This is a genomic window from Heyndrickxia vini (assembly GCF_016772275.1).
Classification (GTDB): domain Bacteria; phylum Bacillota; class Bacilli; order Bacillales; family Bacillaceae_C; genus Heyndrickxia; species Heyndrickxia vini.
This window is the reverse complement of record NZ_CP065425.1, coordinates 1,855,743-1,881,990: the sequence shown is the minus strand read 5'-3', so window position 1 is coordinate 1,881,990 and position 26,248 is coordinate 1,855,743. Positions and strand designations below refer to the sequence as shown.

26 protein-coding genes, 1 other RNA gene and 1 riboswitch are annotated in these 26,248 nt (G+C 34.2%); of the genes, 7 read left to right on the top strand and 20 right to left on the bottom strand.

Translation table 11 applies throughout. From position 1 onward, the window contains the following. Positions 1 to 32 precede the first annotated feature (32 nt). From I5776_RS09420 to I5776_RS09410, 3 genes are all read right to left on the bottom strand, one after another. Entirely contained in the window at positions 33 to 3,635 is a 3,603-nt protein-coding gene (locus I5776_RS09420) for a dynamin family protein (RefSeq protein ID WP_202780353.1), read from the bottom strand. A gap of 82 nt (positions 3,636 to 3,717) precedes the next feature. Next, positions 3,718 to 4,287 carry an isoprenylcysteine carboxyl methyltransferase family protein gene (locus I5776_RS09415; RefSeq protein WP_202780352.1) on the bottom strand — a complete coding sequence of 190 codons (570 nt, stop codon included), beginning with the start codon at positions 4,285 to 4,287 and terminating at the stop codon, positions 3,718 to 3,720. Beyond that, positions 4,287 to 5,351 carry a type III polyketide synthase gene (locus tag I5776_RS09410; RefSeq protein WP_202780351.1) on the bottom strand — a complete coding sequence of 355 codons (1,065 nt, stop codon included), beginning with the start codon at positions 5,349 to 5,351 and terminating at the stop codon, positions 4,287 to 4,289. The genes I5776_RS09415 and I5776_RS09410 overlap by 1 nt, the downstream gene beginning before the upstream one ends. Before the next feature lie 255 nt (positions 5,352 to 5,606). Here I5776_RS09410 and I5776_RS09405 point away from each other — a divergent pair, with 255 nt between their 5' ends. Beyond that, a complete protein-coding gene (locus tag I5776_RS09405) occupies positions 5,607 to 6,059 on the top strand; it encodes a chemotaxis protein CheX (protein WP_202780350.1) in 453 nt (150 codons plus the stop codon). Between the two features lie 288 nt (positions 6,060 to 6,347). Here the strand turns inward: I5776_RS09405 and I5776_RS09400 are convergent, their stop codons facing one another. Further along, positions 6,348 to 7,652, bottom strand: coding sequence for a nucleobase:cation symporter-2 family protein (locus I5776_RS09400; protein WP_202780349.1), 1,305 nt, complete (start codon positions 7,650 to 7,652; stop codon positions 6,348 to 6,350). After that, complete coding sequence (locus I5776_RS09395) at positions 7,652 to 8,236, bottom strand: xanthine phosphoribosyltransferase (protein ID WP_202780348.1); 585 nt, start codon at positions 8,234 to 8,236, stop codon at positions 7,652 to 7,654. The genes I5776_RS09400 and I5776_RS09395 overlap by 1 nt, the downstream gene beginning before the upstream one ends. A 140-nt stretch (positions 8,237 to 8,376) precedes the next feature. Beyond that, positions 8,377 to 8,478: riboswitch (purine riboswitch) on the bottom strand. Positions 8,479 to 8,664: 186 nt separating this feature from the next. Between I5776_RS09395 and I5776_RS09390 the strand changes: the two genes are divergently transcribed. From I5776_RS09390 to I5776_RS09380, 3 genes are read left to right on the top strand one after another with little or no spacing between them, the layout of a single operon-like run. After that, the gene (locus I5776_RS09390; protein WP_066228507.1) at positions 8,665 to 8,805 is read left to right on the top strand and encodes a subunit I/II of b(o/a)3-type cytochrome C oxidase; all 141 of its coding nucleotides are present in this window, start codon (positions 8,665 to 8,667) and stop codon (positions 8,803 to 8,805) included. 21 nt (positions 8,806 to 8,826) lie between these two features. Further along, positions 8,827 to 9,306, top strand: a complete 480-nt coding sequence (locus I5776_RS09385) for a cytochrome c oxidase subunit II (protein ID WP_202780753.1) — start codon at positions 8,827 to 8,829, stop codon at positions 9,304 to 9,306. Continuing rightward, positions 9,303 to 10,955 carry a b(o/a)3-type cytochrome-c oxidase subunit 1 gene (locus I5776_RS09380; protein ID WP_202780347.1) on the top strand — a complete coding sequence of 551 codons (1,653 nt, stop codon included), beginning with the start codon at positions 9,303 to 9,305 and terminating at the stop codon, positions 10,953 to 10,955. The genes I5776_RS09385 and I5776_RS09380 overlap by 4 nt, the downstream gene beginning before the upstream one ends. Positions 10,956 to 10,976: 21 nt before the next feature. Here the strand turns inward: I5776_RS09380 and I5776_RS09375 are convergent, their stop codons facing one another. From I5776_RS09375 to I5776_RS09325, 12 genes are all read right to left on the bottom strand, one after another. Continuing rightward, a complete protein-coding gene (locus I5776_RS09375) occupies positions 10,977 to 11,888 on the bottom strand; it encodes a DMT family transporter (RefSeq protein ID WP_202780346.1) in 912 nt (303 codons plus the stop codon). A 70-nt stretch (positions 11,889 to 11,958) separates the two neighbouring features. Then, positions 11,959 to 13,467 (bottom strand): carboxypeptidase M32, encoded by a 1,509-nt coding sequence (locus I5776_RS09370; RefSeq protein ID WP_202780345.1) that lies wholly within the window; start codon positions 13,465 to 13,467, stop codon positions 11,959 to 11,961. A 139-nt stretch (positions 13,468 to 13,606) separates the two neighbouring features. Next, the gene (locus I5776_RS09365) at positions 13,607 to 15,535 is read right to left on the bottom strand and encodes an ATP-dependent DNA helicase (RefSeq protein ID WP_202780344.1); all 1,929 of its coding nucleotides are present in this window, start codon (positions 15,533 to 15,535) and stop codon (positions 13,607 to 13,609) included. Between the two features lie 96 nt (positions 15,536 to 15,631). Then, positions 15,632 to 15,802, bottom strand: a complete 171-nt coding sequence (locus tag I5776_RS09360; protein WP_202780343.1) for a hypothetical protein — start codon at positions 15,800 to 15,802, stop codon at positions 15,632 to 15,634. 97 nt (positions 15,803 to 15,899) lie between these two features. Continuing rightward, complete coding sequence (locus tag I5776_RS21390) at positions 15,900 to 16,505, bottom strand: THUMP domain-containing class I SAM-dependent RNA methyltransferase (protein ID WP_246483998.1); 606 nt, start codon at positions 16,503 to 16,505, stop codon at positions 15,900 to 15,902. Next, positions 16,406 to 17,035, bottom strand: a complete 630-nt coding sequence (locus I5776_RS21385; RefSeq protein WP_246483961.1) for a THUMP domain-containing class I SAM-dependent RNA methyltransferase — start codon at positions 17,033 to 17,035, stop codon at positions 16,406 to 16,408. The genes I5776_RS21390 and I5776_RS21385 overlap by 100 nt, the downstream gene beginning before the upstream one ends. A gap of 125 nt (positions 17,036 to 17,160) precedes the next feature. Next, positions 17,161 to 17,556: RNase P RNA component class B (gene rnpB / locus I5776_RS09350), an RNA gene on the bottom strand. A gap of 80 nt (positions 17,557 to 17,636) precedes the next feature. After that, positions 17,637 to 17,939 carry a cell division regulator GpsB gene (gene gpsB / locus I5776_RS09345; RefSeq protein WP_066228522.1) on the bottom strand — a complete coding sequence of 101 codons (303 nt, stop codon included), beginning with the start codon at positions 17,937 to 17,939 and terminating at the stop codon, positions 17,637 to 17,639. Positions 17,940 to 18,011: 72 nt separating this feature from the next. Continuing rightward, positions 18,012 to 18,563 carry an SLOG family protein gene (locus I5776_RS09340; RefSeq protein WP_202780752.1) on the bottom strand — a complete coding sequence of 184 codons (552 nt, stop codon included), beginning with the start codon at positions 18,561 to 18,563 and terminating at the stop codon, positions 18,012 to 18,014. Positions 18,564 to 18,637: 74 nt separating this feature from the next. Further along, positions 18,638 to 18,961, bottom strand: a complete 324-nt coding sequence (locus tag I5776_RS09335) for a CotD family spore coat protein (RefSeq protein WP_202780342.1) — start codon at positions 18,959 to 18,961, stop codon at positions 18,638 to 18,640. Between the two features lie 428 nt (positions 18,962 to 19,389). Further along, positions 19,390 to 20,637 carry a ribonuclease H-like domain-containing protein gene (locus tag I5776_RS09330; RefSeq protein WP_202780341.1) on the bottom strand — a complete coding sequence of 416 codons (1,248 nt, stop codon included), beginning with the start codon at positions 20,635 to 20,637 and terminating at the stop codon, positions 19,390 to 19,392. Next, entirely contained in the window at positions 20,621 to 22,924 is a 2,304-nt protein-coding gene (locus tag I5776_RS09325) for a DEAD/DEAH box helicase (RefSeq protein ID WP_202780340.1), read from the bottom strand. The genes I5776_RS09330 and I5776_RS09325 overlap by 17 nt, the downstream gene beginning before the upstream one ends. Before the next feature lie 145 nt (positions 22,925 to 23,069). Between I5776_RS09325 and I5776_RS09320 the strand changes: the two genes are divergently transcribed. Continuing rightward, a complete protein-coding gene (locus I5776_RS09320; protein ID WP_202780339.1) occupies positions 23,070 to 23,540 on the top strand; it encodes an Hsp20/alpha crystallin family protein in 471 nt (156 codons plus the stop codon). A gap of 79 nt (positions 23,541 to 23,619) precedes the next feature. Here the strand turns inward: I5776_RS09320 and I5776_RS09315 are convergent, their stop codons facing one another. The 3 genes from I5776_RS09315 to I5776_RS09305 all read right to left on the bottom strand — a co-directional run bounded on the left by I5776_RS09315 (position 23,620) and on the right by I5776_RS09305 (position 24,940). Then, positions 23,620 to 24,129 (bottom strand): YppG family protein, encoded by a 510-nt coding sequence (locus I5776_RS09315; RefSeq protein ID WP_246483960.1) that lies wholly within the window; start codon positions 24,127 to 24,129, stop codon positions 23,620 to 23,622. Between the two features lie 100 nt (positions 24,130 to 24,229). Next, positions 24,230 to 24,592, bottom strand: a complete 363-nt coding sequence (locus tag I5776_RS09310; RefSeq protein ID WP_202780338.1) for a YppE family protein — start codon at positions 24,590 to 24,592, stop codon at positions 24,230 to 24,232. 105 nt (positions 24,593 to 24,697) lie between these two features. Beyond that, positions 24,698 to 24,940 carry a hypothetical protein gene (locus tag I5776_RS09305; RefSeq protein ID WP_202780337.1) on the bottom strand — a complete coding sequence of 81 codons (243 nt, stop codon included), beginning with the start codon at positions 24,938 to 24,940 and terminating at the stop codon, positions 24,698 to 24,700. A gap of 389 nt (positions 24,941 to 25,329) precedes the next feature. On the opposite strand from I5776_RS09305, the gene I5776_RS21585 reads away from it, so the two are divergent. Continuing rightward, positions 25,330 to 25,458 carry a hypothetical protein gene (locus tag I5776_RS21585; RefSeq protein ID WP_281397298.1) on the top strand — a complete coding sequence of 43 codons (129 nt, stop codon included), beginning with the start codon at positions 25,330 to 25,332 and terminating at the stop codon, positions 25,456 to 25,458. 112 nt (positions 25,459 to 25,570) lie between these two features. Beyond that, complete coding sequence (gene recU / locus I5776_RS09300; RefSeq protein WP_202780336.1) at positions 25,571 to 26,182, top strand: Holliday junction resolvase RecU; 612 nt, start codon at positions 25,571 to 25,573, stop codon at positions 26,180 to 26,182. Positions 26,183 to 26,248 lie beyond the last annotated feature (66 nt).

Genomic DNA, 26,248 nt, shown 5'->3' with positions numbered 1-26,248 from the left:
GTTTCAAAAATCTCTCCCTTTCCGTAATTCATCTATATCGCTAATTGATTTCGAATTTCCACCCATTCATTCACATCAATATGGTCTTCTAAAATTTCAAACCAACCATTATATTGTTCGAGTATATCTTGAAGTAACTCTTCAATCATCCGAGAAAATTGTTGTTCAATAAATAATGTAAAGCTGTGTTGAATTACAATTCCCTGTTGCTCGATATATTCGTCAGCTAACGGACGAAGTAATTCTTCTAGTTCATCTTGCATTAATTGTTTTTCATTTTTTTCAAAAAATGATTTAGCATTTTTAAAATGCTTGAAGGTTTTTTCAAATGAAACTTTTGATACCTTTTCGAAAGCATTCGGATAGGTTGGGGTTGTCATACGATTACATTCAAAATTTGAGATCTGTATATCTTTTTGTATTTTCGCTATTTGCTCAGAAAATTGATTTAATTGCTGTGCGAAGGCTTCTTTTACAATATTCTCTAATCTAAGCGATGTGGCACGCAATTCTTGTGAAAAATCATAGCCAATACTCTCTAGTAAATCATCTAATGCAATAGATAACGCACTTTTATTATTTTTTTGAATTACTGCCGGGTTGAATGCCTCTTTAAAGAAATCAGGAAAACGATAAAACACTCTTTGTTTAACATAGAATAAGAGTTCTTTTTGTTCTTGCAGCAATTTATTCATTACAAAATCGGACGTAAAACTTGTTAGCAGTGAGTGGACTTGCTCTTTACGCTTAAGCAATTCGTGTTTTTTATTTTCTTTTTCTTCTTTACCTTCCAATGCCGTTGCAATATAGGAATCGAGAATCTGGATTCCTTTTTGGAATTCTATATCTGCAGATTGTATAGTCATTTTCATTAAATCAGTCTCAAGAAAATGATTGAATTCGTTTTTAAATAGATTAATCCTTGACTTACTTACCTCTTCTGTTAATGCTAATAAACTGGAGACACCAAAAATACGTGGAAAACGAATCCCATACTGGGTCAATTGATCATGGACATAGGTTTGAACTTCATTAAGTTCGTCTTCTGAATTGGCCAGATCTATAGCATTAATGATAAAAAACATTTTATCTAATTCAAATGCATCCTTTACCCTTCCCAATTGAATAAGAAACTCTCGGTCAGCCTTTGAGAATGCATGATTATAATATGTGACAAACAGAATTGCATCCGAGTTTTTGATGTATTCAAAAGCAACTCCTGTATGACGTGCATTAATCGAATCTGCCCCTGGTGTATCAACTAAAGTAATACCTTTTCGAGCCAATTCTGAATCATAATACAAATCAATTGATTCAACAAAACACGATTGGGATTCATTAGCTACGAAACCACGAAACTCTTGTAAATCCGTTACTATGTCTTCTCCAAGCTTTTCCTTATATTTTGGAAAACCTAATAAAAATGCCTTTAAAAACGATAAATGAATCTTTTCTTTATCACTACCTGATGCACTTTGAATCACTTTTTGAATAATATTCTCTGCATCTACTAGTTGACTGCAGTTTGTTCCGAAGAACTTAAGCGATTTTTGCACATCTTCCAGTACATGTTGGTTTGATTTTAAATGTACAATGGCTGATCCATGCTTATTCTCCCTTGTGGGCGGGCAAATTCGATTTATTGCTGCAGTTGTTGGATTAGGTGAAACAGGTAATACTTTTTCCCCTAACAATGCATTAGCAAATGAGGATTTTCCTGCACTGAATGCCCCGAATAATGCAATTGTATATTCACGATTTTCTAATCTCTTCGATTTTGCGGCCAAAACATCTGTTACACGTTGAAATCCTTTTTTATCCTTTAAAAGGAAAACTGCCTTTTTAAGTTTTTCTATCGTCCTTTCAATAGAAAGTGAAGGATTAACGGATATATTATCCTTTTTTGTTTCGGGTATTTTTTCGCTTTCATTACTTTTTTCTTCATCTTTTTCATTTTCTGGTGAGTAGATTCGTATTGCTTTTTCATTATTTTCCCATTCACTTCGTATTGAAAGATATAATTCATCCACGTTTGAAATAGGAAGATAGACGTTTTCTTCCTTTTGGTTTCTCTCTAATTCTAGTTGATCCAATCCCCGTAATGCATTAGTTACTTTATTAATTGTACGGACTCGATCTTCTAAGATCGTATATTGATTCTTAATATCAATATTTAATGTTTGCCATACTTCTTCTCTAAAGGTCTGACAGGTCGTTCTCGCTTGTTTTCGAAGGCTTTCCGTAATTTGATCACAATAATTAAGTACATATTCACCAGTTAATCTCGCACCAGGCTTTACACTATTTGTAATTAATGACTCATCAAAAACAATAGATAATTGCTGCGCCTGTCTTTGCAGTTCATCTGAAGCAATTTTTGCTTCCTTTAATTGATTTATTGCAAATTGTCGAAGATGCCAAGTAAGCTGCGTATCTACTTGTGTGGTTAAATTTTTATAAAATGCTTCGAGTCTCTCACTTCTTACAAGCCCTGTCTTCTTCCCGAAAAAACCAACTTTAAAATCCGGTTGGACAGATTCTAAATAGCTTTCTGCTAATTCTCTTGTTTGAAATGGCATTAAATAAGCATTGGTCAAAATTTTATCTAATTCTTTGTTAAAAGTTTGTTTCCATTTCTCTTCCCGAGCATTAAGCTCATCCATTTGTTCAACCATTTTTTCCTCATCTTTGAAAATGGTCGGTCTTTTTTCCGGAGGATATTGGCTTACAATTTCGTCATATTGTTTCGCTTTTTCATCTTGCTCTTCTCTTAGCCATTTAAAATGCTCTTGGACCAAAATATGCACTGATGATTCTGTAGAGGAAACGATACGTGCTTCTCTTTCATTCATTGTATTTTGTATTAATTTTTTTACAGTTTGAAATTGATTTCTGGAATCATCCGGCTTTTTTAATGTGGTATAAAATATTCCGTTCGGATGTACATCCCATGATGCAAAAGATTCTTTAACAGATTTCTGAAAATCATTAAAGGATAACTCTTCGTCATTATGCTTATCTATTTGATTAATGATTAAATATAATTCAACACCGTTGCGCAACAAATCTTTTGTATACATAAAATTCAATTCAGACTGTACATGATTGTAGTCCATCACATAAAAGACAATATCCGCCAAATGGATAGCCGATTCAGTCGATATCCGATGGGCATCATCAGTAGAATCTACACCAGGTGTATCCATCACTGTTACACCTTCCGCAAGATCTGATGTCGCTTGACCGATTTCTACTTCACTTACATCGCCGTTCTTGCAAAATTCTTTTACCTTTTTAAAATCATATGGTGCTTGAAATAATAATGGCGGTTGATCATGATAAAATACTTTTGCATAATCCTCAGCAGCTTTATGAACTTTTACCAAATTAGCGCTTGTTGGAATTGGGCTTGTCGGTAATACGGTGTCCCCAAGTAATGAATTAATCATTGTTGATTTACCTGCCGAAAAATGACCACAAAAAGCGATGATAAATTCATGATCAATTCGCTTTTTTAATAACCTTTTTGCTTTATCAGCTCTCTCCATATCACCATTTTGTTCAAATCGTTCAATTAGTCCTATTAAGTTCTTAATACTTTCTTCAGTATGTTGCTTATTAATCGTTTTTGTCATGATGAAAATAACTCCCTACCATTTAATACTTCTTATTTTAACGGATTTTCTCATGTATCCCAAGAATAAAAACAAAAAACGTTCACTTTAAACGTGAACGTTTCACAAGTTTGGGCAAAAAACGTGGAAATTCGCTTATTGTTTGATAATTAGTTTCATTTAAAAGTACACGTTCTTCGTAAGGGATTCGTATTGCTAAAATCATTTGATTTAAAATAAAAAAGCAAATTAAAGTAAAATACGCTTTAAACATTAGGGGGATGACCAATAGTTCGGTTGTCACAATAAGGTAATTAGGATGTTTTATATATTTATAAGGTCCTTTTGAAATGACGGTCGCTTCAGGCAACACAATTATTTTGGTATTCCAAAATGTTCCTAAAGATTGAATGACCCATATTCTTCCAATTTGTGTAAATAAAAATAAACTAATCCAAATTGGCCATAAGCTACTTATTGACTTTGCAAAAAAAGGTACCTCAATTAAAAGTGAAACAAAAAAACAAACATGCATCATAACCATAAAAATATAATGTTTTTGCCCATACTCTTTAGCTCCCTGATTTTTTAAACATTTTTCATTTTTCTTGGCGATAAACAATTCAACACATCTTTGAAAAATGATGACTATCAGCAGAAAATAAAAAAACATTATTCCCACCTCATTAACAGTTGTTCTGAGCTAAAACCGGGACCTAACGCAATGGCTAGTCCCCATTCTCCTGACTTTACATCACTATCCATAATGCGTTTTAAAACATAAAAAATGGTAGGTGAGGACATATTACCAAATTGATTCAATACTTCTCTTGCGTCCTCTGTTTTTGAAGCAGGAAATTGTAAAGCCTTTTCATATGCCTTTACTACCTTCTTACCTCCAGGATGTGCAACAAACTGGGAAATATCTGATAATCTCAAGTCATATTTTGTTAAAAATGATTCTACATTCGGTTTTAACCAGTGTTCAACGATAGACGGGATATCTTTAGAAAAAATAACATGCATTCCATCATCTTGAAAGTCCCAGCCCATAACATCTAGGGAATTGGCCATCAGCCGTGATTCCGTTCCATATATAGCGGGAATCGGTTTATTAATATATTCAATTTGCTCACACTCATCGCCTACAACCAGTGCACATGCGGCCCCATCGGCAAATAGTGATGTTCCAATAAGATTACTTTTAGAAAAATCATTTTTTTGAAATGTCAAGCTACAAATTTCAATTGATAAGACAATTACCTTTGCTTGCGGAAAAGCAAGACAGTATTCATAGGCACGGGATAATCCTGATGCTCCTCCCGCACAACCTAATCCCCAGATAGGAATTCGTTTTACATCTTCCTTAAATGGCAACTTATTCATAATTCTTGCTTCAATACTTGGCGTGGCAAGACCGGAAGTACAAACCATAAAAATTGCATCTATTGTTCCATAATCTTCATCCGGCAGACAATTTTCTATAGCTTTTATTCCTAAGTCAATTGCTTCATTAATAAACGCATTGTTTTTTTCTGCAAATGTATGATTCTCATTAAACCAGACCATATCCTTCACAAAGTAACGCGTTTGTATTTCTCCATTTTGAAATACTTTAATTAATCTGTTGATGTCTTTGACATTATTAGAAAATAATTGATAAACAAAGTTCATTGTATCAATTTGTGAATATTTATATTTTGGAATTCCTAATCCAACCGAACCTATTTTAGGCATTACTTATCGATCTCCCTTACTATATGTAAGGTTATGTTTTCCATATCATGCTAATTTTATGTATAAAAAAAGCTCCCTGAGGGAGCAATGGTTTATGTTTTGAAGGAGTTGTTGTGCAAATTTATTATACACTTCTTTTGAAATTGAAAATACACTCAATATTTTCCACCCTATATTAACTTTTTATAAAAATATTTATTCTATTTAAATAAATATGATAATATAAAGTTAGACATTTTTCGGGAGGAAACGACAGTGAGTGCGAGCAAAATAGTAACAGAAGTATTAAATTCAACAATTGATTCCTTAAAATCTGTATTACCAATTTCACTCCTTATTGATTCTCCAAAGCTATACAATGCTTCTTTCACTGGACATTCCATTGGGGTACTTGTTGGCATTACCGGTGACATTAAAGGAAGAATCCTTATTGATGGTGAATATGACTTATTTTCAAAAATCGGTGAAAAGATGTTCGGTATGCCGATTCAAGCAGAAATGATTGAGTCGTTCTCAGGAGAACTTGGTAACATGATTGCGGGAAATATGTCAACAAATATTTCTCAAAAAGGATTTGTAATTGATATAACCCCTCCAACCGTCATTATCGGACACTCAAGTTTCTCCGGTTTTGATAAAGCCTTATGTCTTCCCGTTCAATTAGAACAAATAGGTGAGCTAAATCTTTTGCTCATGCTTGAGAAATAAGAGCAGTTTTTGTAACTGCTCACTTCTTACTTTTGTAAGCCTCTTCACCTAACTTTCCAACCAAAAAAGGTCAGAACCCTTTTTGGTTTGACCTTGAATTTGTTTGGTATTGTACTTGAATTTTGATTTTTTGTGTAATATCTTTTCCACACTTACTGCATCTTTCAATTTTATCGCTGATGATCCGACAATGGTCACAGTAATACCTTTCCATCATTCATAGCACTCTCACTTTATAACAATTTATAGCTATATAATATTAAAGATAATGGAAAAAGGTGTCTAGACTTATGATGCCTTTTGACTGATAACTTCTATCTGCTTCCTTTGCTTAGATGGTACGATATTAAATAAAATATTTAATACAATGGCTGTTAAGCTCCCAGTTACAATTCCATTGCTTGTTAGAATTTGAATATTTTCAGGAAGATTAGCAAAAAGGCCAGGTACAACAGTTACTCCCATTCCCATTCCAACAGAACACGCAATAATTAATAAATTCTCATGGGATGATAAATCTACTCGACTTAACATTTTTATTCCAGAAGCGATAACAGATCCGAACATTGCAACCATTGCTCCACCTAAGACGGATGATGGAATAATTGTTGTTAATGCTCCAAGTTTCGGAATTAAGCCTAAAATCATTAAAAAGATACCAACAAGGTAAATAACATTTTTCGATTTAATCCCTGATAATTGTACAAGTCCCACATTTTGCGAAAAGGTAGTATATGGAAATGAATTAAATATTCCGCCAATCACGCTTGCCAATCCTTCAGAACGATATCCTCTAGCTAGATCATCCTCGGAAATTTTTTGATTCGTAATATCACTTAAAGCATAGTATACGCCAGTAGATTCAACTAAGCTTACCATCGCGACAAGAAACATCGTTAAAATTGCAGACCATTCAAACGTAGGAATGCCAAAATAAAGCGGTGTAATCATATGGAACATAGAAGCATCACTTACTGGGGTAAAATCTACTTTCCCCATGAATGCTGCAGCTATTGTTCCGATAACTAGTCCTAATAAAATCGAAATAGACCGAATAAATCCTTTAAAAAATCGTTGTAAAAGGATAATTATTATTAATGTTCCAAAAGCCAAACCAACATTGCTTAAAGAACCAAATTGCGGGTTCCCCTCCCCACCTGCCATATTATTCATTGCAACAGGGATAAGTGTAATACCGATGGTTGTCACAACGGAACCTGTAACAATTGGCGGAAAAAAGCGAACTAACTTCCCAAAAAACTTACTAATAATAATGATAAGAAGTCCTGATGCGATGACAGCCCCATATATTGCAGTTATTCCATCTTGTAAACCTATCGCTATCATCGGACCTACTGCGGTAAAAGTACATCCCAAAACTACTGGCAAACCAATTCCGAAAAATCGATTTTTCCATACTTGGAGGATCGTTGCAATTCCACACATAAATATATCAATTGAAACTAAAAAGGTTAATTCTTTACTGGTCATTCCTAACTTACCGCCAACAATTAAAGGAATAATAACCGCACCCGCATACATAGCGAGTACGTGTTGAATTCCAATTGTAGCCATTTTAAATTTATTTTGCATTAGGCCAAGACCTCCTCTTTAAATTTCACTTCCCCATCTTCTAATGCGGCTATTTGTGCAAGGGATTCTACTCTAATTCCTTTATTGCGTAGAAGCTCACCACCATCTTGGAAAGATTTCTCGATAACGATTCCTATTCCAACTACTTCCGCTTTAGCTTGTTCAACGATATTTAATAAACCTAAAGCAGCCTGACCATTAGCAAGGAAATCGTCTATGATCAAAATACGATCATTTTCATTAATAAAGTTTTTTGATACTGATATTTCGCTTGTCTCATTTTTTGTAAACGAATGTACTTTTGCAGAATACAAATCTTTAACAAGAGTTAGCGATTTTCGTTTTCTAGCGAATACAACGTTAATACCAAGAGTTAAAGCAGCCATCAATGCGGGTGAAATCCCTGACGATTCAATCGTCAAAATTTTAGTTACTTTATCTAACCGAAATCTTTCGGCAAATTCTTCTCCAATTGCTTTCATTAGTACGGGATCAATCTGATGATTTAAAAATGAATCCACTTTTAGTACAGAATTTGAGAGAACAACCCCATCATTGTTAATTTTTTGTTTTAATAAATCCATTCTTCTTCCCTCCAAATAGTTATGACCAAAGGGACAAATAAAAAAGTCCAATGGTCATTGCACTCATCTTATATGAGTGTGGCAATGTCCATTGAACTAGATGTCAATAGAAATAGTAAATAATCAATATAGTAAATTATTGATTTACATTGCTCACACATAGTCAAGCTATTTAAGGTAGCTCGGTAGAAACTTGCAGGCCATATTCCCGCGATTATATGAGTGAATGCTTTTTTTATTGTGGTTCGATTATATCACCATTAATCGTTCTTGAAAAGCTATTTCAATAAAACTTTTGTTCACATTTTCACATATTCATCACAAAATGTACGCCTAAGTGTGATAAAAGTCACAGATGGATGTTCATATCATCACTATGATAAAAGTATCACGTTAAAGATATTTAAAAAAGAATGGAGTGATAAAGTATGGCTATTCCACAGTCTAAAAAAAAGGTAAAAGAAGAACCAACATCTTTAAAAGGGACTTTGATTGCTGTTTTTATCGTAGGAGCCTTTCTAGTTATTTCATGGCTTGCAGTCTTTGGCCTTTATTTAAATCGTCTATAAATGATTGGAGTTGAATCGATTATGCATTTACATCGCTATGAAAAATGGTGGTTAACCTTCGGAATTTCAGCACTTATTATTTTCTTATCTATTGTCGGAATCCAAGCGTTTCATCAAGGGCATAAGCCACCGAGTGCAAAAGCTTTCGTTGATCCTGAAAGAGTCAATGAGAGCGAACCATTTACAAAACCAGGGTTACACAAGGTTCAAGGTAAAGAATGGGATTACGAATTAGTAATTGTTGCAGCTGCCTTCTCGTTTACACCGGGGGAAATCGAAATCCCAAAAGGTGCTAAAGTAAAAATCATCGCTACTACTAAGGATGTTGTTCATGGATTTGAGATTGCTGGAACAAATGTCAATATGATGTTAGAACCGGGTTATATAAGTGAATATGTTACAACTTTTAGTAAAACAGGTGAATTTCTAATCATATGTAATGAGTATTGTGGTACTGGACATCATATGATGTCAGCTAGAATTAAGGTGGTGGAAAAATGATGAACGCACAATTTAGTAAAGTGGATAAACGTGATGCAAAATTATCTATGGCATATATTTCAGTGGCATTTATAGCACTAGCAGTTGGTGGTTTAATGGGACTTCTACAAACACTAGTGAGATCTGGAAAGTTGGAATTACCGGGTGGAATTAATTATTATGAAATATTAACCGCCCACGGTGTTTTACTCGGATTAGGACTTACAACATATTTTATATTAGGTTTTCAATTTGCCGCAGTCAGCCGAACTTCCGGAACTTTATCAAGTAAAGCTAGATTATCCGGTTGGATTGGCTTTATCGTAATGGTAATTGGAACCATTTTCGCCACTTGGATGATATTAACAAATAAGGCAACCGTTCTTTACACCTTCTATGCACCATTACAAGCACATTTTCTTTTCTACTTAGGATTAACACTTCTAATTGTCGGTAGTTGGATTGCTTGTGGTGCTATGATTGCCACTTATATTAGATGGAGAAAGCAAAATCCTGGAAAACCAAGTCCATTATTAAGTTTTATGGTAGTTGTGAATTCATTACTATGGATTGTGTGTACTTTAGGTGTGGCCGGGGAAGTATTATTTCAACTATTACCGTGGTCATTAGGTCTAGTGGATACAGTGAATGTACTTGTAAGTCGAACTCTATTTTGGTACTTTGGTCACCCACTTGTATATTTCTGGCTGCTACCGGCATATATGGCATGGTATGTCATTATTCCAAAAATTATAGGCGGCAAAATATTCTCGGATTCACTTGCACGATTAGTATTTATCCTTTTCTTATTATTTTCCATACCAGTAGGATTCCATCATCAGTTAACAGAACCTGGCATCGATGCTAGTTGGAAATTCGTTCAAGTTGTTCTAACATTTATGGTTATTATACCTTCCCTAATGACTGCCTTTTCGATGTTTGCAACATTTGAAATGTTCGGGAGAGCCAAAGGTGCAACAGGATTATTCGGGTGGTTGAAAAAACTTCCATGGAAGGATGCTAGATTTGTTGTTCCATTTATCGGTATGGTTGCTTTCGTCCCTGCCGGTGCAGGTGGGATTATAAATGCTTCTAACCAAATGGACCAAGTTGTCCATAATACGATTTGGGTAACAGGTCATTTCCATTTAACCGTCGCAACAACCGTTGTGTTAACTTTCTTTGGTATAAGTTATTGGCTAATTCCACATTTAACTGGAAGAGTATTCACAAAAGCAATGAATCGTTTAGCAATTATTCAAGCGGTTTGTTGGACAATCGGAATGGCATTCATGTCAGGATCTATGCATCTTGAAGGTCTTCTAGGAGCACCAAGACGTACGGCATTTACTACTTATGGAAATGCACAACAAGCACTTGATTGGATTCCATACCAAGTCGCTCAAGCAATTGGTGGTTCCATACTCTTTTTGGGCATCGTTCTGATCATAGTAATCGTTCTTAATTTAGCATTCTTTGCGCCCAAAGGAGAACAGGATTTTCCGGTTGGTGAAGTTGCAGAAAGTGCAGAAAAAACGCCAATGGTTCTTGAAAATTGGAAAATATGGTTGACTATCTTAGCTGCTTTAATCTTGATAGCATACACCGTTCCGTTTATGGACATGATTCAAAATGCCCCTCCTGGGTCAAAAGGATTTAAACTATGGTGATGAAGTTAACCCGCTAAATTATTAGCGGGTTTTTTCGTTAATAAAGCTTACTTCACTTTGATGTCTTTTAATATATTTTCTTTTGATGCTTAAAATTAGTACGGATGATAAAATACATAAGATCCCTGCAAATTGAACATACGCTATTTTTTCATTAAAAAGTGTAATACCAATAATTATCGCTGCAACAGGTTCAACTGTAGCTAAAATAGCGGCCGTACTGCTTTCAATCCGATTCAAACCAATCGTATATAATAAGTATGCTAATACGGTCGGTACAAGTGCTAAACCGATCATATAAAAATGTAAATTAGTTGGAATCTGATTGAATTTTTCCCAAAAACGATAAAATGGAACTAAACAAATTGAAGCAACAAGAAATGTATAAAACGTTATTGTAATAGAATCATAATATCGAGTAGCAAGCTTACCAAAGATACTATATAATGCATACCCTAAACCCGCTCCTAGTCCGATAGAAAAACCTAATTGGTCCCAAGTATTATCTCCCCCACCGTTTAACGCAATCAATGAACAACCAAAGATCGTTATTAAAACAGCAAATAACTTCTTTTTCGTTAATTTTTCTTTTAGAAAAAAATAGGAGAGTATAGCGACGAATGCCGGAGAAGTATACAAAAGCATTACAGCAAATGAAACCGACAACTTGTTCATTGCAGTAAAGTAACACCAATTAAAAAAGACAATACTACAAAGTCCAGTTCCTATAAAATAAGGTATATGTGTAAGCTTAATGCGAATGACTGATCTTTTCCGCTGAAATATAATAATTGGAAGTAACAAAATAAATGCATAAACAACGCGAATTGTAACAATTTCCATTTCTGTAAAACCAAAAGCTGATAACTTTTTAACAAAAACCGAAATAAATCCCCATGACAACGCAGCCAAAATAATAAAAAGCTGTGGCAATTCTAATTATTCCTCCTTCAATATGAAATTGAAGGCAACCGAAATAAATCCAGTTGCCATGAGTAATGAATTATAAATTATAAACCTTTGTGTATTTATTGGTTAAATAATTGATTAAATATTTCGCGTTCAATCCTTCTCCTGTCACATCGTGTAAAATTTCTAAAGGTTTTTTCAATTTTCCATATTGATGAATATTCGCTGTTAACCATTCTTGAATCGGCTTTAAGTTTCCTGATGCTAATAACTCATCATAATTTGGAAGGTCTTTTAACATCGCATGTTTAAATTGCGCAGCATACATATACCCTAGTGCGTAGGAAGGGAAATAGCCAAAACTTCCGCCTGACCAATGTACATCTTGAAGTACTCCTTCAGCATTGTTTTCAGGACGAATGCCTAAATATTCTTCATATTTGTCATTCCAAACCTTTGGTAAGTCTTTCACTTCGATTTCATCATTAAATAATCCCTTTTCAATCTCATATCGAATGATAATATGAAGTGGATACGTTAGCATATCCGCCTCTATACGAATTAAAGAAGGCTTAGATTCGTTTATAGCATTATAAAAATCATTTAGATCAATATCTTTGAATTGTCCATCGCCATACTCTTTCAGAACATTATAATTATGTTTCCAAAATGAAAAATCACGACCAACAATATTTTCATAAAATAAAGATTGTGATTCATGAATTCCCATTGATGTACCACCACAAAGTGGAGTTCCGATTAGTCTTTTTGAGATATTTTGTTCATATAATGCATGGCCACCTTCATGGATGGTACCAAATACAGCTGTGCGCCAATCTTCTTCATCATATCTTGTCGTAACACGTACATCTCCCGGGTTTAAACCAGTAGCAAATGGATGTACTGTTTCATCTAAACGTCCAGAATTAAAATCATAGCCCATTTGCTCTAATATTTTCAAGCTAAACTCCTTTTGTTTATCCTTAGGAAAATGTTTAAAAATAAATGAAGTATCCGGTTTGTTTGAGGATTCAGATATCTTTTTGACTAATGGGATAATTGCCTCTCTCACTTCTGAAAATACTTGATCTAAAATATCTACCGTGATACCCGGCTCGTACATATCAAGTAATGTATTATATTTATTCCCTTCATATCCCCAATATCCAATAAACTTTTTTTGGAATTTAACAATTTTTTCTAAATAAGGCTGGAACATTTCAAAGTCAGCTTTTGCTCTCGCTTCTTCCCAAACACTTTCGGCCTTAGACTGTAGGATAACATACTCTTTAAAATCCTTAACCGGAATTTTTTTGTTGCGATCATAGTCTTTTTTGCATTCATTTAATGTCTTTTTCGTAATCTCTGATAAATTTTCACTTCCTGAGAGACTAGCTATGTATGCTGCCATTTCCTCAGAGGTTGACATTTGAAATACTTCCGATGAAAGCATTCCAACAACTTCTGATCGTTGATCTACACCGTTCTTTGGCGCTCCCGTGCGAAGATCCCAATAGATCAACCCGAGTGCTTCATTATATGCTTGCATTTTTTTTACATATTCTAAAAATTCTTTTTCTATTTCTTTTGTATGCTCTGACATTGTTAAATTGAACCTCCCTAAAAAATCAACATCAAATATATTTTATCATATTCTTCTGAAAAGGGAGAACAATAAAAATCGGTGTGAAACTTCGTTGTTTCACACCGATTTTTTTATCAATTAACCTTTTCTTTCATAGTCAACTATAAAAGGTTGGTTTAACGGGTAATAAAGGTAAAATAGAATCTAAAATGGCATCCTCTTGAGAAGGTTTCGTCCAAATGTGAATAGTCCCTTTGTCAGTTGAAGTCCGAATTAATCTACCTATTCCTTGTTTTAAACGTAATAACATATAAGGAACATCGACTTCATTGAACGGATTGACACTAACTCTCCTCTTTGCATCGAAAACAGGATCTTTTGGAGGAAAAGGTAATTCCGCAATCATCACATTTGATAATGTTGGACCGGGTATATCTAGCCCTTCCCACAGATGATATGCACAAAGAACTGTTTCTTCATTTTGCTGAAACATAGATACTAAATGACTGATTTCCTTATCTCCCTCAAATAACATATTTAAACCTACATCTTCTTGATGTAGAACATACTGCTTAAATTCAGACATCGAATCTTTAGAACTAAATAATAAAAGACTTCTACCACCAGCTTCTTTTAGCAAAGAAAGAAATTCACCATACTGGTTCTTGCTAGATTTAATCCGATGAATAGAAACTTCCATATTGCTTTCATAGTCAAATGGTGAATCGACTTTTAAGGACAAATATGAATTAATCCCTAAACTATTTGCTATATATGAGTAGTCCCCATTATTTGACAATGTAGCGGAAGAAAATATATATGGGATATTTTTTGAAAATACTTCTTTCCGTAATACTTCTTCTACTAATCGAGGCATGATAACGAGAGTATGATCTGATTCTGTCATTTCAAACCAAACAATTCCCTCAGTATCTTCCAAGAACAACTTTAATGAGAAAAGAATTTGTTCTAAATATTCCTCAACAATTCGTAAATCGTATTCATTTAATACAAACATTTCGCCTTCAAAAACAAGTTGTTCAGATAACTTGTCAATTTGCAAACGAAGTGAATGTGCAAATTTAAGAATCTCTGGTGACATTTTAATTTCGAAACGATCAGATCCAATGACTGGAGTTGCCTCTTTTATCATAGTCTCAAAGAACTTCTCGTTTAAAAACAGAACGTTTTCAATTGTATAAAGAGTTTCGTCACGTACATCATTTTCCATTAAACGAGTTAATAATGTTTCTAATGTTTCCGTTTGAATGCGATAGGTTAATGCCTTTTGACAAGCATATTCGAGTAGATGTCCTTCGTCAAAAATAACACAGCTAGCTTCCGGGAGTAGTGGTAATTGCCCTTCCCTAATCCGTGATTCCTTCGTCCACACATGTTCCATATAGTAATCATGTGAGCAAACAATAATATCGGCCGCTTTCCGATAATAGTCCCGATGAAGCGTTTGCCCACAACGATGACGGACATCACAAGAAAAACAATCTTGAAGTGAATCCCATGCAACAGTTTTCCACATGTCTTCGGGTAAATTTGAATATTCCTTTCGATCGCCATACTTTTCATATTTAAGCATTGACCCTTCAGCGTGAACAAACTCAGGAAGATTATCATATATAGCAGCGATATCATCTATGTCATTTTTTTGAATTTGGGAATCTAATTTCTTTAAACATAGATACTGATCTCTTGATTTCGCAAGTCTAACATCGGCTTGTAAACCAAGTGCAGCTTCTATTTTTTTTATATCTCCCTCTTTTTTCATCAGTTGCTCAATTAGTGTTTCATCAGCACATGCGATAATTGCTGGTTTTCCTGTGTATCTTGCATAACATAATGCATATAAAAGATACACAATTGTTTTTCCCGTACCAACACCAGCTTCGGCAAAAATCACTTTTTTTTCTTTAAACGCCTTTTCCATCTGAAAAGCCATATAAATTTGTTCGTCCCTTAATTCAAAACCTTTTTCAGGCAAAATATCATAAAAGACATCGCCAATCCAATCTCCTAATTTATCATAAAACGATTCCTCTTTTGTAATAGTAAAAGGTAGTCCGGTTTTCATATTTGTTCCTCCAGCGATAATTACATAATCATCATTCAAAGTTTTTAAAACAACCTTCACATAAAAACGCAAGTGTATCAACATACACTTGCGTTCTTATGAAATGGATTGCAATTTTGTTAATACATAACTTTTTGCTTCTTTTAACGATAATTCCGCTTCTTTTAACATTTCAAAAGCAGTATCTGAAGTTGTTTCATCTAATCGTATAAGCTCGAATGTATTAGTAATTGCTTTTGCGATTTTATCAAAATCAGTTGAGATCAAATTAAACTCCCTTTCACATTGAAATATTTCTATTATATTCCGATATGCAAGAAGTTATTCCACAACGTTAAACTCTAGATGGCCTTTTGTCACCCATTTATACCCTGGGTGGTCTTGGTCCCCAATATTGATACAAATCTGTACGAATAAATCCATTAAATAGTTTCCGCTTTTTCGTTGCTTTCCTTCCATATACCTCTTCAAATTGTTCATACGAAGTTAAAATATAGAAGGACCAAGTATCGAGTGTTGCGAAGGCTTTTCCCATTTCCCTATACATTTTTTCAACTTCTTTACGTTCACCAAGGCGTTCACCATATGGAGGATTTCCAACAAGGACGCCATATTGGTCTTTTGTTGTAATGTCAGATACCTGCATTTGCTTAAATGTAATCAAATCACCTAAACCCGCCTCTATCGCATTTTCCTTGGACACTTCGATCATTCGATGATCAATATCTGTGCCTGTAATTTGTAATCGTTGATCATATTTCGCTAAATCTTCCGCTTCATTACGCGCATCTTCCCATACCTTATCACCAATCCATGGCCAAGATTCTGAAGCAAAATCACGGTTAAAACCAGGTGCAATATTTTGGCCGATTAAAGCAGCTTCAATCGGAATCGTCCCTGATCCACAAAACGGATCAAAAAAGGTCGATCTGGATGCCAATTCGTTAATTGAATTAAAGCAGCCGCTAATGTTTCCTTGAGAGGTGCCTCTCCCTGATTTACGCGATAGCCCCGTTTATGTAATCCAACACCACTTGTGTCAATTGTTAAAGTCGCTATATCCTTGTGGAGTGCTATTTCTATTTTAAATAGTGGACCATTTTCCTCAAACCACGAAGTTTTTTTATAATGCTTACGAAGTCGTTCTACAATCGCCTTTTTTACAATAGCTTGACAATCAGAAACACTAAATAATTTTGATTTTACTGACTTCCCTTGAACTGGAAATTCCGCATTCTCAGGGAGGAAGTTCTCCCAGTTAAGTGCCTTTGTTTTTTCAAATAATTCGTCAAATGTTAAGGCTTTAAATTCACCGACTTTTATTTTAACTCGGTCGGCCGTACGTAACCAAAGATTACTGCGAGCAATGGCCTTAGCGTCCCCTTTATATTCAATTTTACCGTTATCTACTTTACATTCGTAACCTAAATTAGTTACTTCCTTTGCTACGATTGCTTCAAGCCCCATCGCCGCAGTAGCAATCAATGAAAAATTTGACATCCTGTCACCCTTTAACAATGTATTATTTCTATCAAAATTATTTTTAGAGAACGAGTAATTTATATAAATAATGCCCTCCTTCCAAAAGGAGAGCATGAATTTATTTACTTATTACCTTAATAACGTTCTGTAAGCCATGTTCTGTACCGTTGTACTACAAACGACCAGGTAATGATCTCGTACGCAGGTGGTAATCATCTATCTACAAGCAGAATTGCTTGTCCCTTTTTTTGTTCATTTCCTCAAAAAGGGTGCCCCTACCATAATTTGAGTTACTCGCTCGCGGGGTTTACCTCGTTCCACCCTTGTGATTTCTCACAAGGCTTCGTCACTGTGGCACTTTAAAGGTATTCACTCCATATCCAATTAGGACTTAGGTGTTTTCCCTGCCGTCAATCCAGAGTTATCTGGACTGCCCTAGCTTATGACTTCGCTAGGCACGATCACTACGTGCATCTCAGCACCGTGCGAGCATGGACTTTCCTCAACAACATTTACTGTTGCAGCGATTACCCGAACGTTATTTACTTACGGCTTGACCGCTTATCTATTATATTGAACTTTTTCCTATTTTGCAATAAGAAATTATTTCCGGATTTTATTATTCACTTAACTTACTGCCAAAAACATGCTTTTCTAAATTTGAAAGTCTTTTTAGGATATCAAAATTGGTTGTACCTGTCGTTGGCTGCGAAGGTTGTCTGCGAAATGAATCATCCGCCTGTTTCTTCAAACGCATATTTTCCTGTTGTAAATCCTCAATCACCTGATGAAACGTTTCATAATCTTTAATAATAAAATCTAAAAATTTATCAACTTCTTCTTGTTTATAGCCTCGAACCGCTGTTTTAAATTCTTTCTCTAAAATATCTTTAGCAGTTAATTTCACTTTATCAGATAACATTTTACACACCACCTTAAATTATCGCAAATGCCCATTATTATTATTCTTTCAAAAATTACTATGTTTGTCAATTTAATATGTATCCCACTCATCATCTTCAATCAACATTTGTAATTGATCAAAATCAATTGAAATGATTTCAAAATTATTTTGTTCTTTATATTTTTTAGCCTCTTCATACATATATTTTGGCGACCCTTCATTTTGTGCATCATAAACTATGAGCATGGCCTGACTTTTATGCAGAAAAATTCTATTACGATTTCGAAATTGCTGAGGATTTGTATAAGGTTGTTTTGAGATAGAATCGACAAAATCAGCTTGAGAAAGAATCATTTCGTAAAATTCTTTATTGCTTTCATTCCAATTGCCTTCTTGATTTTCAAATGGGGTAAGAATGGCAAGTTTAATCGTCGGATAAACATCTTGTAATTCAAAAATAACTTCAGCTGCCCAAAGTTCTACACCTAACTGTCCTGAAATTAATACCCATTCAAGACCTTCTTCTATTAATCTAATCAGTTCCTTTTTTATCGCCTTTTTAATTATTTCAATTGCAGGATGTTTACTTGAAAAAATGCCTAATTCAAATGGTTTATACCCTGAAATGGATATTACCTTAATCACTATGAGCACCTTATTTCATCTGATTTTTTTAAAAACAAGGATGGGGTCTCCATCCTTGTTTTGTATTTCTTTTAACGCGGGTATCCATATGGCATTGTTCCCGGATATCCAACACCAGGTCCCCCGCCAAATCCGCCCATGCCAGGTCCTGGGCCGAAACCACCCATTCCAGGTCCAACAGGCGGTGGACCAACTGCAGGGCCAAGATTCACATTAGTAACCTCATTTACAAATGATTCAGTATGAGGATAATAATTTTTATGACCGATTACTTGATGATTCACATTCGTTGTATGAGAAGGAAAAATATGTGGTTGAATAAAATTCTCTTGAGTGTTATTTATACAGCATTTAGTTGGATGAACCACCGCAGGTAAAATCTTTCCACAAAACATAGTCATAACTCCCTTCAGTAATTTGTCTTGATACACTAACAAACTATGTTAAAAGGCTATAACATGTACTAATGAAAATACCTATTTTTAGTGACATTAATAAATTTGAATTTAAAAGAATGAGTAAAAACTTTCTTTTAAACTAGTAAAAAGCAAAGCTGTTAGTCCTATAACTACAAAAAACAAAATAAACAAAGCTCGATACATTTCTTCAACCCCAACTCCAATAATTTACTGTTTTTAGATGCTCACAATAACTTATTTAAGTCATTGCAATTTTATATTTTACCTGTTTCAAACATTCGACACAATCATAAAAATTTAACAGATTTCAAAACTTTTTATGACATTTTGTTAGTTTTTAGCGGATATTGTAAAACTTTTTGAAACCTTCGTCGAATTCTGCGCTTACCCAGGAAATAGGGGGATTATTTCTTCTCAAGTCGTGCTAATCTTTTTAGCGTATTTTGGAGGAATTTATCCTTTTCAGGGTGAAAATGTTGTTTGCTTTGATCATGTAATGACAACGCCTTTTCTGTATATTCCTTCGCAAGTTTATAGTTTTTGAATTGATGCTCCTGCAATTTTGCGATTTCTATACACGCTTGTTTTTTAATTTTTGTATTGCCGAATTGTACAACATCCATCCAATACGTATTTGCTTTGTTAAATTGTTTTTGTTTTTTCAAAAAGTAGGCCAATTCAAACTTTGCATTAATATCATTACTTAATGCAGCTTTTTCAAAGGTTTCGACTGCTGCGTCTTTTTCGCCGATATAGTTAAACCACTTTCCTAATTGGTACTTTTCACGAGTCGTCTGATTAGGATCCTTTTGGAGTATTTGAAAAGATAAATGAGTATATAGCGTGATCAATGAAAGAATATCATATTCATTATGCTTTAGTATTTCAAATATTCCCTCGGGGTTTTTTCGTTCTACAAAATCAAAATAAATCATAGGAGCTAAATAACCCGGAACATCGTTAATCCGCTCAAATGCTAAAATTTCCCGTTCAATATTTGATAGTTTAACAGAAGGTAGCTGGTCCTTCCAAAAACGTCTAGATGCATGATATAAATCAAAATGTCCAAATGATGGGAGTTTCGGAATATGTTCACGTAAAAGTGTATGCCTAGTTTTTACTTGTGGCCAATCAAACGCCTTACCGTTATAGGTTACAAGTGTTGAATAATCGATAGTCTCTAAAAAGCTTTGATAGAGAGGTATTTCAAGTCCTGGCTCAGGCAAAATGTGCTGCCTTACAACAATCTCATCATCATTGACACTCGCATAACCTAATAAAAATATAGTATTACCAGTGCCCCCTCCCAAACCGGTTGTTTCCGTATCAAAAAAAAATAAATCGCTCGGTTCAAAACCGTAAGCTGAAAGTGGATGTTGTACTTGAGATTCATTCCACATTTTCATTGCTGTCAAAAAATCACGAAATCGATATTTTCCATGTAAGTGGTCTAAAGGATAGTGGACTTCTCGAATAAAACAATACTCATTCTCGAAATAGTAAATAGAAGTATCCATTTTATCCCACATTTCTTTGAACGGAATATCCTCTTTTTTTTGGCTTTCCATTACCACTTGGTTATTTTCCGTATTTTGGTTACTTTCTAAACCAAGATGAGTTTTAAAACGTTTAAGTTTATTTTTCATTGACATTTACGTTCATCCTTTTGAGGCAGCCTGTGTCCTCTAGTAAAAATTCTATTAAATTTAACACGGTCTTTTTCGTATTTGAAGAGACGCCTTCTAATCCAATACATGATGGACAGCCATTTTTACACGGGCAATTTTTAACCATTTCCATCGTTTTGCGCAATATAGTGGATATATTTTCATATACTTTCTCGCTTAATCCTATTCCACCAGGATAACGATCATATAAAAAAATCGTTGGCATTTCGCTATGTACCGCTTTTATTTGGGGAACGACATGGATGTCGTGAGGATCACACATTACAAATAAAGGTACAATTGAATTTAATGCTGTGGAAAGTCCCATCAGTCCTTCCTCTAATTGTTTTTCAGGTAATGGACTTTCAAACGATAGCCATGCAGCATTTGTATGCAATTCCTGTTCGGGAAGATGGATAGGACCTGAACCGATATTTTCGTGAGTATTAAATTTAATTTTTTTAAAGATAGTTGCCATTGCTTGTACGGTAACATCCCCATAATAAACATATGCATTTGTTACTGTTTTTTGTTTATCCTCTTCTAAAACTTTCAGCTGAACGGCCAAATTAGCATCCGTATAGTAATCAGCTTCCACCTCTCGAATAAAAGCTTTCTTCTCTTCCCAATCTAATTTCTCAACTTGGTATTGATTTCCTTGATGCAAATAAATCGCCTCATCATGTAAGAGAGTCATTGCACTGAATTGATCCATTTCACCGATTACTTTTACATTTGCTATATCGGAAATATCGATGATTACAACATTTTCTTGCGATGCAGAGCGCAAACTAATATTATGTGCAGGAAATGAATCTTGCATCCAATACCATTTTTCGCTTCGATAATGCAGCACTCTTTCATCTACTAAAAACTCCAATACATCTTCAACTTCCAATTCCCCAAATAATTCACCTTTTTTAAAAGGCAATTCATATGCGGCACATTTAATATGATCTACTAAAATGACTAAGTTATCGGGATTTATCCTTGCTGTTTCGGGAGATTGGTTAAAAAAATATTCAGGATGTTCAATGATATACTGATCTAAAGGAGCAGAACTTGCTACCATAATAACCAGTGACTCTCCATGGCGCCGCCCCGCTCTACCAGCTTGCTGCCATGCGCTAGCAATTGTACCGGGGTAACCAGTCATAATACATACTTGTAATTGGCCAATATCGACCCCTAGCTCTAACGCATTAGTGCTCACAACACCGATAATATCACCGTTTCTTAGCCCTTTTTCAATCATTCTTCTCTGGGTAGGCAAATATCCGCCGCGGTATCCTTGGATTGATTTCTCCCCAAATTGGTGCTTAATCACTTCCTGTAAGTAAGTTAAAATTATTTCCACTCTTACTCTACTTCTTGCAAATACGATTGTTTGAATTTTTTGTTCCAGCATTTCTTTAGCTATATCTCGCACTTCCAATGTTGCACTCCTGCGGACATTTAATGTCTTATTGACAATAGGTGGATTATAAAAGACAAAATGCTTTTTTCCACTTGGAGCACCATTATTGTTAATGAGCTCCACGAATTCACCAGTTAACTTTTCCGCTAATTCTTTCGGATTTGCAATAGTAGCAGATGTACAAATAAATATTGGATTGCTTCCATAATATTCACAAATCCGTTTCAACCTGCGAATAACATTTGCCACGTGACTTCCAAACACACCACGATAAATATGTAATTCATCGATAATAATATATTTTAGGTTCTCAAAAAAGGCCACCCATTTCGTATGATGTGGCAAGATAGCAGAATGCAGCATATCTGGGTTTGTAATGACAATATGACCAGCCTTTCTTACCTTTTGTCGAATATTTGCGGGTGTATCCCCATCATACGTGTAACTATTTATTGGTATCCCGGCTTCTTCAATCAATTCATTTAATTCACTTTTTTGATCTTGGGCCAATGCTTTTGTAGGAAACAAATAAAGTGATCTTGAAGAAGGATTATTTACAATCGTTTGGAGAACGGGCAAATTATAACATAAAGTTTTGCCAGACGCCGTCGGAGTTACAGCCACAAAGCTTTTTCCTTCTATTGCATAATCAAATGCTCTGCGCTGATGAGTGTAAAGGCTAGTTATTCCCCTTTTTTCAAGTGAGCACTTTATTTTAGGATGTATATTTGAAGGAAACGGTACTGTTTTAGCAGGTGTCGCTTCCAGCGTGTGCCAATGTACAATTTGTTTATTAAAACTTGTATCTTCTTTTAAAAATTGTATGATGCCTTGAATGTCTTTTTTCCTTTTCATCAATTTTCACCTCAACATCTCTATTTTAGCGAATAAACGTTCGTTTTCATAGACATTTATATCCTTAATTTTCAAACACTCATTCCTTTACAAATACATATAATGATTTTAAAAAGCGTGTTTTTGAGAGGAGTAGATAGAGAGAATGTCTAATAAATTACCGGAAGAACCAAAGAAAAACTTATTCCAAGAACCATTTCAAGATTTTTTTCGATCAATCAATGAGCTTTTTCAGGAACGGCCAGTAAAGGGAGTTCTTCAAAGTATCGATGACTTTTTCACATCACCTTTTCCATTAGGCGGTTTTCCCGTAGAATTAAGTGACTCTGGTGAAAATTACCTAATAACAGCTAAACTATCCGGCATAAAAAAAGATCAGATAGATATAGATATTTTAGAAAAATATATAACAATTACGGTTGAACATAAAGAAAAAATTTCAAAAGAGGATGATTCACAAAAATCAATCTATAAAAAAAACACGGTCCAACGATCTTCGAGAACAATTCCTCTACCAGGTCCTATAATTGAGGAAAAAATTAATGCAAATTATGAAGATGGACTACTAACGATCACCATTCCTAAAGAAAAAGGAAAACGTTTAAGAATTGAATAAACAAGAAATACGAAAGGAGTCTAATAACGATTCCTTTTTTCTATGTAAATAACAAAAAAATAAAAGGCCTCGGAGCCCATTACTTAAAGAGACCTCCTAGCCCTTTAACCATCGTTGAAACCTGGTTGACGGCATTCATCATCTGGCCGGCAGTATTTACCATTTTATTAAAATCTAGTGACCCATCCTGTGATTTAAATGAATTCATTAGCGAATTTACGCCTCCTTGTTGAGGCTTTACATTCGTTCCTGCTTGTGGTGGATACGGATTTAGAAAGTGATTTTGCATATTTTGTGATTTAAGGTTTTGATATTCTTCTGCGGACTGTAGTGGATTTTGAAAGATATGTGTTTGTTGTCCATCGTTGGAATATCCATTTCCTTGCTGATGAAAATAAGCGTTAGACCCAAATGGCCCTTGTTGCTGTAGTTGAGCTGGCTGAGGATTTCCATATGGATGAAAATAATAATTATTCGCTGGTTGATATCCTTGAACATATGGTTGAAATGGAACAGAATATTGATGAGTTTGAGGTTGGAAATTTCGTATCAACATTGGATTTACACTATTTGAATGGTTTCCCTTCATTTTGCAGTTCCTCCCGTTTACACAGTCATCACATTATTACAATATGAAGGGGACTTCAAATGGTGATATGTCTATTTATTTTATATTAACGGACGCATCATTAATCCTTCATCAATTCATCTAGTAATCGATTTAACACATAATCAACGGATCGAACATGTTCTTTAAACTTTTTTAAACTGGCATCCGGATAAAATGCTTTTACTGATACCATTTGTAAATTTTCGCTCGTATTTTTTAATTGTATGGAATGAAGATGTTTCGGTTGAACGAGCTTTATCCATTCGGTTGCAAGAGGTAACCATTCGTCACACATTTGTTTAACTTCATCAGCAAATGGTTTTACTTCTGAAAAAAAATCTCCTTGTACCCCTGTTTCCCTAACTGAGTTGTATGAATGAAAAGCAGCTTCATTTAATGTAATTAAGTGTTTGGTTAATTCAATTAGCCGATCTTCAACCATATAAAATATACCTCCTAAATAAAAAGCAGCTTTAATAAGCTACTGAATTATTAAAATAATATTTTAATTATAAGGTTTGTTCCATATATGGTCAAAAAACATGCATTAACCTAAGGATGATAATTTATACGTAAATTTATTTAATGTTTTAGGTGAAGAATCAATTTTACTATTTGCTTTTTTCTCAAGCAGATTAATTTTTTTCTCCAATTTAAAATGTAATTGATGTATTTTCGATGTAATTTCTTTTCTTTCGTTACTAAAGCGCAAAACGAGATCATCTTCTAGGTTTTCAACTAATTGCTCTATCTCACCCAATTTACATAAAATATCTTCTTTTAATAACATATACTTACCCTCCTTTTGTTTCTTAAATACATTATTCTTGCTTTATTTATATTCACCTTCAAGCATGACAAAACTAGTACGGTTTCGGCAAAGAAAGTGATAAAAATACATGTACTCAATCCTTTTTCGACAGTTATTTTAATGTATGAGAAATAAAGCCAAGTACAAAATAAATACAGGAGGTGTTTCAAACATGAATAACGAGCTAAAAAAACAAAAGGAAAAAGAGGAAAAAGCTAAAACAAAGGCCGGAAATAGTAATCCTAAATTATCAGGTCCAAATCGACCGTCTACTTAAAAAAAGCAAGGATTTTAGTCCTTGCTTTTTTTTTTGATTAACCACTATTAGGTATAACCGAATTGGGTATATATAATTGAAACTAATGACGATGATTCTTCGTCATATAATTGCAGAATATTTTTTAAAAGAAAAATATACTTTGGGTAAATTAGCCATTCGCTATCATTTTAAAGGAATCGAGATTATGTCGTTGAAAAAGTTTGATTTACCACTATAAACAAGCTTACTTTCTTACTCATGAAGGTTCATTACGAGAAATCGGACTTTTTATTCACCCAATTAACATATATTTCTGCTATGATATAATTTAGCTTGTGAGGTGAGGATGGGTGGAATTAAGATACCCTAATGGGAAAAAGTACATTCTCGACAAAAAGGACAAAAATCCACGAAAAACATCGAATAGTATTTCATACAGTAATAGAGGAATGACGTTAGAAGAAGACTTAAATATAACAAACCAATATTATTTACAAAATGATTTGGCTGTCATTCATAAGAAGCCCACCCCTGTACAAATTGTTCATGTTGATTATAAGTCTAGAAGTACTGCTGTCATTAAAGAGGCTTATTTTAAACAACCATCAACAACTGATTATAACGGTGTGTTTCAAGGAAAATATATTGATTTTGAAGCAAAGGAAACGAATAATACCACATCCTTTCCATTACAAAATTTCCATGAACATCAAATTGATCATATGAAAAAAGTTGTTCAACAAAATGGTATTTCCTTTGTTATTCTTCGATTTGCTAAATCGGAAGAGATTTTTTTATTAGAGAGTCAATTTTTATTTAACTTTTGGAGTAGGATGGCTTCAGGAGGAAGAAAATCGATAAAAAAAGAAGAAATTATACAATATGGACATCTTATACCTATAGGGCTTTATCCCAGAATTGATTATTTACAAGTTATTAAAAAAATCATTAAAAATGGTTAAAGAATTTCAACCGTTGTGTTATACTTCTAAATCACTCGCTTTGGTTTAGGAAAGAGAGGAAATATT

Bases quoted from the DNA above. Each gene is read 5' to 3' on its own strand.
- I5776_RS09420 (WP_202780353.1), bottom strand. From the start codon at position 3,635: ATGACAAAAACGATTAATAAGCAACATACTGAAGAAAGTATTAAGAAC.
- I5776_RS09415 (WP_202780352.1), bottom strand. From the start codon at position 4,287: ATGTTTTTTTATTTTCTGCTGATAGTCATCATTTTTCAAAGATGTGTT.
- I5776_RS09410 (WP_202780351.1), bottom strand. From the start codon at position 5,351: ATGCCTAAAATAGGTTCGGTTGGATTAGGAATTCCAAAATATAAATAT.
- I5776_RS09400 (WP_202780349.1), bottom strand. From the start codon at position 7,652: ATGCAAAATAAATTTAAAATGGCTACAATTGGAATTCAACACGTACTC.
- I5776_RS09395 (WP_202780348.1), bottom strand. From the start codon at position 8,236: ATGGATTTATTAAAACAAAAAATTAACAATGATGGGGTTGTTCTCTCA.
- I5776_RS09390 (WP_066228507.1), top strand. From the start codon at position 8,665: ATGGCTATTCCACAGTCTAAAAAAAAGGTAAAAGAAGAACCAACATCT.
- I5776_RS09385 (WP_202780753.1), top strand. From the start codon at position 8,827: ATGCATTTACATCGCTATGAAAAATGGTGGTTAACCTTCGGAATTTCA.
- I5776_RS09380 (WP_202780347.1), top strand. From the start codon at position 9,303: ATGATGAACGCACAATTTAGTAAAGTGGATAAACGTGATGCAAAATTA.
- I5776_RS09370 (WP_202780345.1), bottom strand. From the start codon at position 13,467: ATGTCAGAGCATACAAAAGAAATAGAAAAAGAATTTTTAGAATATGTA.
- I5776_RS09365 (WP_202780344.1), bottom strand. From the start codon at position 15,535: ATGAAAACCGGACTACCTTTTACTATTACAAAAGAGGAATCGTTTTAT.
- I5776_RS21385 (WP_246483961.1), bottom strand. From the start codon at position 17,035: ATGTCAAATTTTTCATTGATTGCTACTGCGGCGATGGGGCTTGAAGCA.
- gpsB (WP_066228522.1), bottom strand. From the start codon at position 17,939: ATGTTATCTGATAAAGTGAAATTAACTGCTAAAGATATTTTAGAGAAA.
- I5776_RS09335 (WP_202780342.1), bottom strand. From the start codon at position 18,961: ATGTTTTGTGGAAAGATTTTACCTGCGGTGGTTCATCCAACTAAATGC.
- I5776_RS09330 (WP_202780341.1), bottom strand. From the start codon at position 20,637: ATGTCAATGAAAAATAAACTTAAACGTTTTAAAACTCATCTTGGTTTA.
- I5776_RS09325 (WP_202780340.1), bottom strand. From the start codon at position 22,924: ATGAAAAGGAAAAAAGACATTCAAGGCATCATACAATTTTTAAAAGAA.
- I5776_RS09320 (WP_202780339.1), top strand. From the start codon at position 23,070: ATGTCTAATAAATTACCGGAAGAACCAAAGAAAAACTTATTCCAAGAA.
- I5776_RS09315 (WP_246483960.1), bottom strand. From the start codon at position 24,129: ATGAAGGGAAACCATTCAAATAGTGTAAATCCAATGTTGATACGAAAT.
- I5776_RS09310 (WP_202780338.1), bottom strand. From the start codon at position 24,592: ATGGTTGAAGATCGGCTAATTGAATTAACCAAACACTTAATTACATTA.
- I5776_RS09305 (WP_202780337.1), bottom strand. From the start codon at position 24,940: ATGTTATTAAAAGAAGATATTTTATGTAAATTGGGTGAGATAGAGCAA.
- I5776_RS21585 (WP_281397298.1), top strand. From the start codon at position 25,330: ATGATTCTTCGTCATATAATTGCAGAATATTTTTTAAAAGAAAAATAT.